Source organism: Mycobacterium sp. TY814 (genome assembly GCF_030755175.1).
Taxonomy (GTDB): domain Bacteria; phylum Actinomycetota; class Actinomycetes; order Mycobacteriales; family Mycobacteriaceae; genus Mycobacterium.
Genome location: NZ_JAUFRY010000001.1, coordinates 737,908 through 751,111, shown reverse-complemented (window position 1 = coordinate 751,111; position 13,204 = coordinate 737,908). Strand labels below are relative to the sequence as shown.

Annotated in this window: 12 protein-coding genes and 1 pseudogene; 10 read left to right on the top strand and 3 right to left on the bottom strand. The window is 67.0% G+C overall.

What is annotated here, in order from left to right; genetic code table 11:
• Positions 1-2 precede the first annotated feature (2 nt).
• Both QXH22_RS03050 and QXH22_RS03045 read left to right on the top strand, forming a co-directional pair.
• On the top strand, positions 3-1,739 hold the full coding sequence (locus tag QXH22_RS03050) for an SDR family oxidoreductase (RefSeq protein WP_306274900.1): 1,737 nt from the start codon (positions 3-5) through the stop codon (positions 1,737-1,739).
• A gap of 3 nt (positions 1,740-1,742) precedes the next feature.
• Entirely contained in the window at positions 1,743-2,825 is a 1,083-nt protein-coding gene (locus tag QXH22_RS03045; RefSeq protein WP_306274899.1) for a PDR/VanB family oxidoreductase, read from the top strand.
• On the opposite strand, the gene QXH22_RS03040 is transcribed toward QXH22_RS03045, so the two are convergent.
• On the bottom strand, positions 2,822-4,585 hold the full coding sequence (locus QXH22_RS03040) for an alpha/beta fold hydrolase (protein WP_306274898.1): 1,764 nt from the start codon (positions 4,583-4,585) through the stop codon (positions 2,822-2,824). The two genes, QXH22_RS03045 and QXH22_RS03040, sit on opposite strands and share 4 nt — an antisense overlap.
• Before the next feature lie 81 nt (positions 4,586-4,666).
• Positions 4,667-6,019 carry an HNH endonuclease signature motif containing protein gene (locus QXH22_RS03035; RefSeq protein WP_306274897.1) on the bottom strand — a complete coding sequence of 451 codons (1,353 nt, stop codon included), beginning with the start codon at positions 6,017-6,019 and terminating at the stop codon, positions 4,667-4,669.
• A gap of 103 nt (positions 6,020-6,122) precedes the next feature.
• Between QXH22_RS03035 and dapB the strand changes: the two genes are divergently transcribed.
• From dapB to QXH22_RS03015, 4 genes are read left to right on the top strand one after another with little or no spacing between them, the layout of a single operon-like run.
• Entirely contained in the window at positions 6,123-6,860 is a 738-nt protein-coding gene (dapB, locus tag QXH22_RS03030; protein WP_306241279.1) for a 4-hydroxy-tetrahydrodipicolinate reductase, read from the top strand.
• Positions 6,857-7,312, top strand: coding sequence for a hypothetical protein (locus QXH22_RS03025; protein ID WP_306274896.1), 456 nt, complete (start codon positions 6,857-6,859; stop codon positions 7,310-7,312). Before dapB ends, QXH22_RS03025 begins: the two co-directional genes overlap by 4 nt.
• Positions 7,309-7,761: a flavodoxin family protein gene (locus QXH22_RS03020; RefSeq protein WP_306274895.1), complete on the top strand. Its 453-nt coding sequence runs from the start codon at positions 7,309-7,311 to the stop codon at positions 7,759-7,761. The genes QXH22_RS03025 and QXH22_RS03020 overlap by 4 nt, the downstream gene beginning before the upstream one ends.
• Before the next feature lie 25 nt (positions 7,762-7,786).
• Positions 7,787-8,485 carry a GAF and ANTAR domain-containing protein gene (locus tag QXH22_RS03015; RefSeq protein WP_306241276.1) on the top strand — a complete coding sequence of 233 codons (699 nt, stop codon included), beginning with the start codon at positions 7,787-7,789 and terminating at the stop codon, positions 8,483-8,485.
• 15 nt (positions 8,486-8,500) lie between these two features.
• On the opposite strand, the pseudogene QXH22_RS03010 reads toward QXH22_RS03015, so the two are convergent.
• Positions 8,501-8,728: pseudogene (locus tag QXH22_RS03010) on the bottom strand (thioesterase family protein); the annotation flags it as partial.
• Between the two features lie 174 nt (positions 8,729-8,902).
• Between QXH22_RS03010 and QXH22_RS03005 the strand changes: the two are divergent.
• From QXH22_RS03005 to QXH22_RS02990, 4 genes are all read left to right on the top strand, one after another.
• The gene (locus tag QXH22_RS03005; RefSeq protein ID WP_306274894.1) at positions 8,903-9,304 is read left to right on the top strand and encodes a nitroreductase family deazaflavin-dependent oxidoreductase; all 402 of its coding nucleotides are present in this window, start codon (positions 8,903-8,905) and stop codon (positions 9,302-9,304) included.
• Positions 9,305-9,353: 49 nt separating this feature from the next.
• Positions 9,354-10,880, top strand: a complete 1,527-nt coding sequence (locus QXH22_RS03000) for a class I adenylate-forming enzyme family protein (protein WP_306274893.1) — start codon at positions 9,354-9,356, stop codon at positions 10,878-10,880.
• A 192-nt stretch (positions 10,881-11,072) separates the two neighbouring features.
• Positions 11,073-11,846, top strand: coding sequence for a PE domain-containing protein (locus QXH22_RS02995; protein ID WP_306274892.1), 774 nt, complete (start codon positions 11,073-11,075; stop codon positions 11,844-11,846).
• A gap of 14 nt (positions 11,847-11,860) precedes the next feature.
• Positions 11,861-13,003 (top strand): PPE family protein, encoded by a 1,143-nt coding sequence (locus QXH22_RS02990; protein ID WP_306275949.1) that lies wholly within the window; start codon positions 11,861-11,863, stop codon positions 13,001-13,003.
• Positions 13,004-13,204 lie beyond the last annotated feature (201 nt).

The following is a 13,204-nucleotide window of genomic DNA, read 5'->3' as shown; positions in this document are numbered from 1 at the left end:
ACATGGCTACTGTCAACGCATCTGACGGTGTCACGCTGGCCGTACACCGTTACAACGACATCGATCCAGGGCGCCCGACGGTGCTGGCCATTCATGGCTATCCGGACAACCATCACGTCTGGGACGGGGTTGCCGACCTGCTTGCCCAGCGCTACAACGTGGTCGCCTACGACGTGCGCGGCGCAGGTGAATCATCCTCGCCGGCAAGCAGATCCGGATATGCCCTGCCGCAGCTGGTCGACGACATCGGCACCGTGATCGACAGCTTGGGCGTCGGACGGGTGCATCTGCTCGCACACGACTGGGGCTCGGTGCAGGCGTGGTCGGCGGTCACCGACGAGGCGGTGGTGGCCAAAGTTGCCTCGTTCACCTCGATTTCGGGGCCGCACGTGCGGCACATGGGTCAGTTCGTGCGCTCGGCCCGCAGCCCGCGCGAGATCGGTCGGGTGGCCCGGCAGGCGAGTTCGTCGGTATACGTCGGGTTCTTCCTGAGCCCTGGGCTGCCCGAAGTGTTCTTTCGGTCCCGGCTCGGCGTGAAAGTCGTCGAAGGCCTGGAACGGTTCGGGCGGTCGAGCACGCTGAGCCGCCGCATCACGCCGCAGCGCACGCTCGGCGATTACCTCAACGGCCTGAACCTGTACCGCGAAAACCTGCCCGCGCCGCTGGTGTCGCCGGGCGACGAGGTGCCGCAGACCGCCGTTCCGGTGCAGGTGCTGATCCCCGGCAAAGACCTCTTCATCACCCCGGCGCTGCAACGGTATGTCGGCGCGATTCCACCGACGGGCAGGGTCGTCCCGATCCAGGGCGGGCACTGGGTGGTCACCTCGCGACCCGACGTCATCGCGCGGCTGGCCGCGGAATGGATCGACCAGGTCGTCGGCGGCGAGCCCGAATCTGAAGTGCGCGCCGGCCCGCGGGAAGTGGGCGGCAAGCTGGCCCTGGTCACCGGGGCCGGCTCCGGCATCGGGCGTGCGACCGCGGTGGAATTGGCCCGCAACGGCGCGGCGAAGGTCGTGATCGTGGACCGCGACCCCGGCGCCGCCGGCGAAACGGCGGACGCCGTGCGTGCTGCCGGCGCCCAGGCGGTCGTCTACCAGGCCGACGTCACCGACGAGGGCATGATGAATGACCTTGCCGCACAGGTGTTTAACGATCACGGTGTGGTGGACATCCTGGTGAACAACGCCGGCATCGGGATGGCCGGCCGGTTCCTGGAGACCTCGCCTCGGCACTGGGACGACATCATGGCGGTCAACGTCCGCGGCGTCATCACCGGCAGCCGGGCCTTCGGCGCCCAGATGGTCAAGCGCGGCGAGGGCGGAACCATCATCAACCTGTCGTCGGCGGCGGCCTTCCTGCCGTCGAAATCGATGGTGGCCTACAGCACGACGAAGGCGGCGGTGCTGGGATTCAGCGAAGCCCTGCGGGCCGACCTGGCCGACGAGGGCATCACCGTCACGGCCGTGTGCCCGGGTTTCGTCAATACCAATATCGCCAGGAACACCGTCTACGCCGGCATGTCGGCGCAGCAGCAGGAACAGGCCCGCGCCAAGGCGGACGCCGCCTACCGTCGGCGCAACTACACCCCGGAGGCCACCGCGAAGGCGATCGTCAAAGCCGTCAGGACCGGTCCGGCGGTGCTGCCCGTCGCTCCGGAGTCCAGGCTCGGGTATGCGATGCGGCGCATCAGCCCGTCCGCGATTCGGTTGCTGGCCCGCCTGGACATCAGGCAGCAATAGGGAATGACCGTGCCGGACAGCATTTGGACGAGTAGGCCCGCCGACCTCTATGGCCGTCGTGACCACGACCGCTTCTTCACGGTGTTGTGGGGGATACGCACCGTGATGGGCGGCCTCGCCGCGGCATCGCGGTGGAAGCCTTCGCGGGTGACGCCGGTGCCGCGCACACACCGCGCGAGGGTCATCGCACGCGAGTTCGTCGCCCCCGATGTGGTCGCCCTGACGCTGGCCGACGAGGACGGGGGGTTGCTGCCGTCCTGGACGCCGGGTGGGCATATCGACGTGCAGCTGCCCTCGGGCCGGCGGCGGCAGTACTCGCTGTGCGGACCGCCCGGACGCCGGACCGACTACCGCATCGCGGTACGCCGCATCCCCGACGGTGCCGGCGGGTCGATCGAGATGCACGACGCCTTCGACGTCGGTGACACCCTGGTGTTCGAAGGTCCCCGCAACGCGTTCTATCTCGGAACGTCCGAGCGAGAGGTGCTGTTCGTGATCGGCGGCATCGGGGTGACGCCCATCCTGCCGATGATGCGAGTGGCTGCTCAGCGCGGAATCAATTGGCGCGCTGTCTATGCCGGTCGCAGCCGCGAGCACATGCCGCTGCTGGACGAAGTGCTTGCGCTGGGACCGGAGCGGGTCACCGTGTGGGCCGACGACGAACGCGGCGGGATCGCCACGGTGGATGACCTGCTGGCCGGGGCCGGACCTACGACCGCGGTGTACGTCTGCGGGCCGGCCGCGATGCTGGAGGCGGTCCGGGTGGCCCGCAACGAACACGCAGACGCGCCACTGCATTACGAACGGTTCAGCCCGGCCCCGATCGTCGACGGAGTTCCCTTCGAGCTGGAGCTGGCCCGCTCGCGGGAGGTGCTCAGCGTCGCGGCGAACCGCTCGGCGCTCGACGTGATGCTCGACCACGACCCGATGACGGCCTACTCCTGCCAGCAGGGGTTCTGCGGCACCTGCAAGGTCAAAGTCATTGCCGGGCAGGTGGATCGGCGCGGCCGCACCGCTGAGGCAGCAGACGAGATGCTGATCTGTGTCTCCCGCTCGGCCGGCGGCCGCCTGGTGATCGACGCCTAGAAGACCCCTTTTTCGACCAGCACATCGGCGTAGTTGGTCAGGTCGTCGGCGAACACCTGTGGCTGCTCGAACGCGGCGAAATGACCGCCGCGCTCATGAACGGTGTAGTGCACCAGGTTGTATCGGGCGGCGGCCCATGCGCGCGGAGTCTGCAGCATCTCGCCGGGATAGACGGCGTAACCCGTCGGAACGTCGACACGGCCGGACCAGTCGCTGAGCGGGCCGGTGCCCGCGCGGGCGGACTCGCAATACAGTCGCGCCGCCGACGTGGCGGTGCCGGTGAGCCAATAGAACATCAGGTTGTCGATCAGCCGATCGGTACTGATGGGCATGCCGTCAGAGATATCGCACCAGGCGTGGAACTTCTCGAGTATCCAGCCGGCCAGGCCCAGCGGCGAGTCGTCCAAGCCGAAACCCAGCGAATGTGGCCGGGTGGACTGGATTTCCATGTACGCGGTGCCGTCCTTGACCCGTTCCACGCCCGCCGCGATCGCCGCCCATTCCTGTTCGGTGACATCGGCCAGCAGTGCCTGGTCGTTCTGGTCGGGTGGCGAGAACAGCATGTTGGTGTGAATCGCGACCGCGTGGTTGGGGTAGTGCTCACCGAGGTGGCGGGTGACCAGTGCACCCCAGTCGCCGCCTTGCGCGAGGAAGCGGTCATATCCCAACTGGGCCATCACGTCTGCGACGGCAGCGGCGACTTTCGCCACGTCGACTCCGCGCTCTTTCGTAGGTCCGGAGAAGCCGTACCCGGGCATCGACACCAGCACCACATGAAAACGCTTCTGCAGCAGGGGGAGTACATCGAAGAACTCCACCACCGAACCCGGCCAGCCATGGGTGATGACCAGCGGAATGGCGTCGTCACGGGCTGACCTGGTGTGCAGGAAGTGCACCCGCTGGCCGGCGGCCTCGGTGAGGAATGAACCGGCAGCATTGACTTCGGCCTCGGTGCCCCGCCAGTCGTAGCGGTGCAGCCAGTGATCGATGACGTTCTTGAGGAACGCTTGTTCGGTGCCGTAATCCCAGTCGGCTCCGGAGATTTCGGCCGGCCAGCGCGCGGTGCTGAGCCGATGGCGCAGGTCGTCGAGGTGGGCCTGGGGTACCTCGATCGGGTGGGGCCGGATCGGGGAGGCGGCGGGTGCTGTGCTCGGCGCGGTTACCGGTGGCGCGATCAGCGAGACTACGGCTGGAATGCTCGCCGGTGCCTCGACGGGCGCCGCTGCCTGTTCTAGCGGCTCCTCGCCGAGCGAGCGGTACAGGCGGTAACCCACGTGGGGCACGGTCACACCGGGCAGCGGCTTCCATACGTAGGTGCGCTCGTCGAGTGTGAAGCCGTGCTTTTCGTAGAAGTTCCGGGCCTTTTCGTTCTTGTTGGCGGCCCACAGGATGATGTCGTTGTTCGGATAGGTGCGTAGCGCCTTGCTCAGCAGCATGCCGCCGATGCCGTGGCGCTGGCTCTCGTCGACGACGTAGAGCGCGTCGATCTGAATGTGCTGGGGGTTGGACAGGTCCGGCCCGAACAGCGTCATCCCCAGCAGCTTCCCCCGGGCCTCGGCCATCCACATCTGCCAGCCGCCCCGCTTGAGCGTCGTCGGATAGAACGTGTCGGCCCACGTCTTCGGCGTGCTGATCATGTCCAGGACGTGGGTGGCCACGATGCCTTGCCAGGACCGACGCCACACCGGATAGTGCATCGCCGCGACCCGGGCGTAGTCCTTCGGCTTGGCCTCGCGGATCCGGATTTCGCTGGATCTCACGCGCGCACCTCCGCTTCTCGCACCGACGTCTCGACCATCCCAGCCTAGAGAGGCGTCGGCGTGCCGCGTCTTGCCGCATCCCTACGGCCCGGCCCGTTCGTCGTCGTCGTCGTTGAGAAGTCGCTCAGGGTGGTGGTAATCGTTGGTGCGGGGGCCGCCGCGGTCGAAGCGCTTCGGCGGGGTCCACGCGGTGCGATGGTTGGCAAATTTGGTTGTGGTCCAACCTCTTTCGATCAGTTTGTGGTTAGGGGCGCAGGCCAGCGTGAGGGTGTCGACGTCGGTGTTGCCGCCGGTGGCCCATTCGTTGATGTGGTGGACTTCGCATTTGTCGGCGGGGACGTCGCAGCCGGGGAAGGTGCAGCCGCGTTCGGCGGCGATCAGGGCCAGTCGTTGATCGGCTGAGGCGATGCGGCGGGCACGCCCGAGGTAGAGGGGCCGGTTGGAGTGTCCGTCGAAGATGGCGAGGTAGTGGACGGCGCGGCTGGCCATTTCGACCAGTTCGCGCATCGGGATCACAGTGCCGCTGGCGGTGACGCCGTGGCCGGTAGCAGTGGTCAGTTCCTGCAAAGTGGTGGTCACTACGACGGTGACGGGCAGGCCGTTGTGCTGGCCGAGACCGGGGTCGCCGAGCTGGCGGCGTAGCAGATCGTTGAGGGCGTCATGCTGGCGTTGGCCGGGGGTGCGGGTGTCGATCTCGGGGGTGGCATCCGACGAGAGGTTGTCGGGGTTGCACATGCCAGGGGCCGCGAACCGAGCCAGCCAGGCTTCGATGTTGGCGCGCAGTTCGGGGGTGGCGATGAGGGTGGCTTCGCTCATGCCGTCGGCGCGCTGGGGTTTGAAGGTCAAGCTGCGCTGGCGGGCGCGGTCGTGGTCGGAGAATTTTCCGTCGGGGTTGATCAGGACGGCGGCGCGTTTGGCGGCTTTGTCGAGTTGGTCGGGCCGAAGTTGGGTGGCTTGCTGGGCCAGCAGGTGTTCGGCGTGCTCGATGACGGTGGCCGGGGTGGGGGTGGGCAGATTGCGGACAAACGTTTGGATCACTCGCAGGTGCTGGGCGTCGAGCAGGCCCCGACGCCATTGCTGGGACGTGGCCGGGAGTTCGGGGGGCAACCGCTGGCCGGTGAGTGTGGTGCGTGGGGCCAGTTGGGTGGCGTCGCGGATGCGGCGGCGCGCTTCGGCGTAGCTGATGCGGCACCAGTCGGCGATGACCTGGTGGGTGGGGCCGCCGATGTCGGCAGGGTCTTCCGTGGCGAGGCCCGCGATCAGGTCGTGGCTGACCACGGCTTGCTGTCGGCGGGAGGTTTCGAGGCGTTCCAGGGCCCTGCACCGCACCACAGGGTCCAGCATCTGGTGCTGCAGGTCAGCGATTGAGGCGACGGCGGCGTCGAGGGCGTCGAAAGCGGCCACCAATTCCGCCGAAGCCGTGATCGCACGCATGTTCGAATTCTATTGAACGGCGGGTTCGTCCGCCGTTTCGGAATCCCGGCCTGTGGACAAACACCCGACTGTGGATGAAACCCTGCCCAGTAGGCTTCACGCCATGCGGGTCGGTGTACTGGGAGCAAAAGGCAAAGTCGGGGCAACGATGGTGCGGGCGGTCGAGTCCGCCGATGATCTGACCCTCTCGGCGCAGGTGGACCAGGGGGACGCGCTGAGCCTGCTGAGCGACAGCGGCACCGAGGTCGTCATCGACTTCACTCACCCTGACGTCGTGATGGACAATCTGAAGTTCTTGATCGACAACGGCATTCACGCCGTCGTCGGCACCACGGGCTTCACCAACGAGCGCATCGAGCTGGTCGAGTCCTGGCTCGCGAAGAATCCGGGTACGTCCGTTTTGATCGCACCGAACTTCGCCATCGGCGCGGTGTTGTCCATGCACTTCGCCAAACAGGCCGCGCCGTTCTTCGACTCGATCGAGGTCATCGAACTACACCACCCGCACAAGGCCGATGCGCCTTCGGGCACCGCCACCCGAACCGCCAAGCTGATCGCCGAGGCCCGAAAAGGCCTGCCGCCCAACCCCGATGCCACCACCACCAGCCTGCCCGGTGCCCGCGGGGCGGACGTCGACGGCATTCCGGTGCATGCGGTGCGGCTGGCCGGACTGGTCGCGCACCAGGAAATCCTGTTCGGCACCGAGGGAGAGACGCTGACCATCCGCCACGACAGCCTGGACCGCACGTCCTTCGTGCCCGGCGTGCTGTTGGCGGTCCGTCGCATCCGCGAGCGCCCGGGACTGACCATAGGTATAGAGCCGCTGCTCAACCTGACATGACGAAGACTCTGCGGATCCAGCTGCTGATCGCCTTCCTCTGCGCGGCGATGCTGGTGTATTTCTTCCTGCTCGGCCGCATTGCCCTGGTGATGATCGGGTCAGGCCGGCCCGCGGCCGTCGGCTTGGGGGCGGCGCTGCTGATCATGCCGTTTCTCGGACTGTGGGCGATGATCGCGACGCTGCGCGCCGGATTCGCCCATCAGAAACTGGCCCGTCGCATCGCCGACGACGGAATGGAACTCGACGTCAGCGCGCTGCCCAGGCGGGCATCCGGGCGCATCGAACGCGGTGCCGCCGATGCGCTGTTCGAAACCGTACGTACCGAGCTGGAAAATGATCCCGACAACTGGCGGCGCTGGTACCGGCTGGCGCGCGCTTATGACTATGCGGGGGATCGGCGTCGGGCCCGGGAAGCGATGAAGGCTGCGGTCCAGCTGGAGGCCAAAGCGTGACCACGCTGCTGATCGTCCACCACACCCCGAGTCCGCACTGTCAGGAGATGTTCGAGGCGGTCGTGGCCGGCGCGACCGACCCGGAGATCGAGGGCGTGGAGGTGATCCGGCGCCCGGCCCTCACCGTTTCGCCGGTCGAGATGCTCAATGCCGACGGATATGTGCTCGGCACCCCGGCCAATCTCGGGTACATCAGCGGCGCCCTCAAGCACGCCTTCGATCAGTCTTACTACCAGCTGCTCGACGCTAGTGGGGGCAGACCGTTCGGCGTCTACATCCATGGCAACGAGGGCAGCGAGGGAGCCGTGCGAGCTGTCGACGGCATCACCGCCGGCCTGGCGTGGGTGAAGGCGGCGGATCATGTCGTGGTGTCGGGCAAGCCGTCGAAGACGGACCTCGAGCAGTGCTGGAACCTGGGCGCGACGATCGCCGCGACGTTAATGGGCTGAGCCGGCCGGAGACGGGAGCAGCGCGATGGGCACACCGCCTAGTTCAGAGGGTGAGCTTCTGCACCGCCTCGGCAGCCTCGCGGTCGAACTCGAGGGCCACCGGGACCCGAAGACGGTGCTGCACGAGATCGTGCAAGCCTCGGTGCAGATCGTGCCGGGTGCACGCTGGGCGGGTATCTCGCTTCTCGAGGGAGACCGCGTGGAATCACGCGCTCCCACCGATCAGGTCGTCGCGGAATTGGACCAATTGCAGTCGACCCTGGATGAGGGACCCTGTCTGAGCGCGCTGCGCGAACACCACACGGTCAAGATCGACGACATGGCCAGCGAAGTGCGATGGCCACGCTTTGCCGGCGCGGCGCTGGACCGTGGCATCCGGAGTCTCTTGGCATTCCGATTGTTCGTGCGTCGAGGAAGTCTCGGTGCTCTCAACCTCTACGGCGGCGAGACAGGCGTCTTCGACGAGGAATCTGTTCTCGTCGGCGAGGTGCTGGCTCAACACGCGTCGGTTGCGCTGGCCCGCCTGAGCTCGGAGGCGCGCTTTCAGCGGGCGCTCGACAGCCGGGACGTCATCGGCCAGGCCAAGGGCCTGCTGATGGAGCGCAACAACGTCGACGGTCTGCATGCGTTCCGCATGCTGCTCAAGGTGTCGCAGGAGACCCACACGAAGCTGGTCGACGTTGCGCGGTGGCTGGTGAAGGCGCATGAATCCGGGCTTTCGTAAGCGGATTCACCAGAATCAGGTGTGCGCCGGCCGAAACGCCTCCGCCGGCTGACCAAGTGCGAGTGCCGAACTGGTGCCGATCGGCCCGTGCCGGTCGAACAGCGTCGCGCTTCCGGTGGCGACTCCGGCTGTGCCGTAATGGCTCTGGGCCGCCAAAGCCACGAATTCGCCGTCCGGCAAGCGGATCGCGGTAACCGTGTAGTCGGCATTGATATGGCGCAGCCCGGCCGTGCCCCAATGGGTCCGCCGTGCCATCGGGCCCGGTATGTAGCGGTCACCGTCGGCAGTGAAGAACGGCTCCTGAATCGTCACCGCAACGACGATAGGACAGCCATATTCGGTCATCGGCAGAAGTCCCCGCAGGAGTGGACCAAGGCCCCTGTCCCGAGACCAGCGGTGCGAGCAAGCTCGGAGAGTATGACTACCTCCATCAAGCCGCGCGTTCGAGATGCGGTCCGACAGTTCAACAAGCACGTACTCAACCCGGCCATGATGGCGGTGGCCGGCCGTCGCTTCTGGTATGCGTCGGTGATCGAGCACACCGGGCGGAATTCGGGACGGCGCTATGCCACACCGGTCGTCGCGGTCCCAGTCCCGGACGGGATCGTCGTGCCGCTGCCTTACGGAACCGGCGTCGACTGGCTGCGCAATGTGCTTGCGGCCGGATCCGCGACGATCCGCTGCAAGGGCCGGACCTACCACGTGGTGCGACCGGAAGTGGTCGACGCAGCCAGCGTCGATCCCCAGTTGCCGGCAGCCCGGCGCAGAGCCTTTCACGCCTTCGACGTCGACAGCTTCGCCAAATTCGCACTGGCCTGATCCTGCGTTTCGCCCTAGCGTAATGACACGGGCGACGGGAGGAACGGGCATGCCTGACGTAGTGGAAATTTCGCGCAGCAGCAACCCTTTCCCGCGAGACGGGATCACCGCCGACAGGGACGGCGTCGCACATTACGACGACATCCCGGCCACCTTGCTCGACATGCTCGACGCGCAGGTGACTGCCCGGCCGGACAGCGAAGCCTTGGTCGAATTGGGCGCGGAGCGGCTGACCTACCGTCAGCTCTGGGACCGTGCGTCACGCGTTGCCGGCGGCCTGCGCGCCGGCGGTCTGAAACCGGGGGATCGGGTCGCGGTGCGCTACCCCGCGGGAGTCAATTGGGTGCTGGCGTTCTGGGGCACAGTGATGGCCGGCGGCATCGCGGTCGCCGTCAATACACGATCGGCCCAGCCGGAGGTGGATTTCGTCCTGTCCGATGCCGGCGCGCATATCGACTTGGCCGCGGATACGCCGCTGCCGGACGGCCCGCCTTATGTTGCCGAAGATCTCGGCCCCAAAGATGTTGCCGCGCTGTTCTATACGTCGGGCACCACCGGGCATCCCAAGGGCGTGCCGACCACCCACGAAGCATTCGTCACCAACACCGAGAACGGGATCCGGTGTATCGACCAGCCGCGCGACCTAGGTGAGGGCTTACGCACCCTCATCTCGGTGCCGCTGTTCCACGTGACAGGTTGTAACTCACAGCTTTTGGCGGCCACCCGGCTCGGTGGTGCGGCAGTGATCACGCCCAGCCTCAACCTGGACGAGTTGGTATCCTCGCTGGGCGCCGAGCGCATCTCGGTGATGGTCACCGTTCCGGCGATATACGCGTTATTGCTGCGGCACAAGGAGTTCGCCAACGCCGATGTGTCCGGTGTCCGCTGGGTAGGGTACGGCGGGGCGCCCATCGCACCCTCGCTGGTCCGGTCCGTAAAGCAGGCCTTTCCGGCTGCCACCGTGTTCAACGGCTACGGCATGACCGAATCCGCGTCGTTGATGACCGTGCTGCCCGACGCCGAGGCCGTCGAGCACGCCGACTCCGTCGGATACGCGGTGCCCTCAGTGGATCTCGGTCTGATTCCGGACAAAGACGGCCAGCTTGTCGGTGAATTGGTGACCAGAGGGCCCAATATCACCGCCGGTTACTGGAACCGGCCAGAGGCCACCTCCAGCACCATCGTGGACGGCTGGCTGCACACCGGAGACGTGGTGCGCGTCGACGAGGCCGGACGCGTGCACATCGTCGACCGGCTCAAAGACATCATCAACCGCGGCGGTGAGAACATCTCCAGCGTCGAGGTCGAAGCGGCGCTGCTAGCCGCGCCCGGCGTCATCGATGCATGCGTTCTCGGGGTGCCGGACGACGTCATGGGGGAGAAGGTCGGCGCGGTGCTTGTCGGAGAGCAGATCGATGTGCCGGTGGTGCTCGAATACTGCCGCGAGCAACTCGCCGATTACAAGGTCCCGCAGTACGTGACGGTGGCGACCACACCGCTGCCACGCAACGCCGGCGGAAAGTTGCTCAAAGCCAGGCTGCGCGAAAACGCGCAGTGGGGTCCTGCGTTGCGCTGACGCACCCCGGCTTTTCGCCCGAAAATCACCTCCTCTATCGGTGATTTGGGCGCCGATACCACAGCAAAGTGACACGCTCAATATGGCGGTGTAACGAAGCCGTGAATCGGCGCGCCGTTTTTGCCGGACGGGGGTGCGGATCTTCAGCAATCACAAACAGTCCCGACTGTCCGTACACAAGAGGAGCAACACATGTCTTTCGTGACCACACAACCCGACGAGTTGCTGGCCGCAGCGGGGAAGCTGCAGACCGTTGGCGCCCAGCAGGCCGCTCAGAACGCCGCCGCTGCGGCGCCGACCACCTCCGGCATGACTCCCGCCGCCGCAGACGAGGTGTCGGCGCTGCAGGCATCCCTGTTCGCCGCGTACGGCACGCTTTATCAGCAGGTCAGCCACCAAGCAACCGCCATGTACGACGCCTTCGTCAACACTCTCGGCCTCAGCGCGCAGACGTACGCCGCGACCGAGTCGGCCAATTCGGCCGCCGCTGCACTACCGGCTGCCCTGACGGATTCACCGCTGGCCGACGTGGCCAACATCGTCAATATCGGGGTAGGCAACTGGGCCTCGGCAGCCTCGAATCTGGTGGGCATGGCCAATGGAGGCCTGTTAGTGCCGGTCGAAGAAGGTGCGGTCGAGGGTGCCGCCGATACCGCAGGCGGTGCCGCCGATATCGCAGGCATGGAAGGGGCAGCGGGTGTCGGGTCGGCACCCGTCGCCGCCGGGATCGTCGGGGCACCCCCGACGATGTCGGCCTCATCTGCCTGGGCCGGCCCCGCCGCCCTGGTGTCGAGCACCGCGCCGAAATCAATGGGCAGCACAGCCGCCGCGGCGCCGACGGTGACAGGAACGACACTGCTGCCCGGCATGCCGGGAATGGCGTCAGCGAGCCGCAGCAGCACCGGATTCGGGGCGCCGCGCTACGGGGTCAAACCCCTGGTCATGGCCCGGCCGGTGCACGCCTGAAGGGATTGCACATGCTGGACTTTGGCGCATTGCCTCCGGAGATCAACTCCATGCGGATGTACACCGGCGCCGGGGCCGCGCCGATGATGGCCGCCGCCGCGGCGTGGAACGGACTGGCGGTCGAGCTGAGCACGACAGCGGATTCCTTCGAGTCGGTGATCAGTGCGCTCACCACCGAGCAGTGGATGGGGCCCGCCTCGCTGTCCATGGCCGCTGCGGCGCAACCCTTCCTGGCCTGGCTGACCTACACCGCGGAATCCACGGCGCTGGCGGGCTCCCAGGCGGTCGCGTCCGCGGCGGCGTTCGAGACGGCGCACGCGATGACGGTGCCTCCGGCAGAGGTGGCCGCGAACAGGGCCCTGCTGGCCGTCCTGGTGGCGACCAACGTACTGGGACAGAACACCCCTGCCATCGCGGCGGTCGAGGCGCAGTACGGCGAAATGTGGGCGCAGGACGCGCTGGCCATGTACGGCTACGCGGGGTCCTCGGCCGCGTCGGGGAAGCTGAACCCGCTGGCGGTGCCGGCGCAGGCCACCAACCCCGCGGCGGTGGCCAACCAGGCCGCGGCAGTAACCCGAGCCGCCCAGCAGTCCGGATTGAACACTCTGATCGGCGACATCCCCAACGCGGTTGGAGTCTTGGCGTCTCCGGCAGCAGCCGACGCGGCGGCGCTGGATCCGGTCACCCAAGTCATCACCGATCTGCTGGCCGTCCCGTTCGTACAGAACACCATCAACGGCGCGGTCAACACCGCGGGATGGTTCACCACTGCCGGAATCACCACCGGAGTGTTCCTGCAACACACCCTGGATACGCTGCCCGCCGCCGGGGCGGCCGCCGGGATCGGTCCGGCGGGCGCCGCCGCGGTGGCCAACGTGGTGAGCCCGGTTGGTGCTGGTGCCGCTCCGCTGATGGGCGCGGCAACGTCGGTCGGCGGGCTTTCCGTGCCGGCAAGCTGGTCTGCCGCGGCGCCGGCGGTCACCACCGGCACGACGGTCGGCGAGGGCAGCGGGTGGGCGGTGCCCGAGGAAACCGGAGTGGTCGCCGGTGTGCCCGGGGCACCCGGAGCGGCGATGGCGGCCAAGGGCGGGTCCGGCATGGCCGGACCTCGCTACGGGTTCAAGCCGGTGGTCATGCCCAAACACGTCATCGGCTGATCATTGGAAGTTCCTATGAGAACGGCAAGTTGGCGAGGAGCGCGATTGCCAAAACTCATTAAAATCACGCTGAGCGGTGGCCGGTATCGTTTCTGGAGGCCGCGCCTTCACGCGACCACTAGTCGGGGGGCTAGCCAGCATCGGCGCTGACGTAACCGCCTCGTAGAAGAAGCCCGCAGCGGGCCTACGCAACGACGGAAC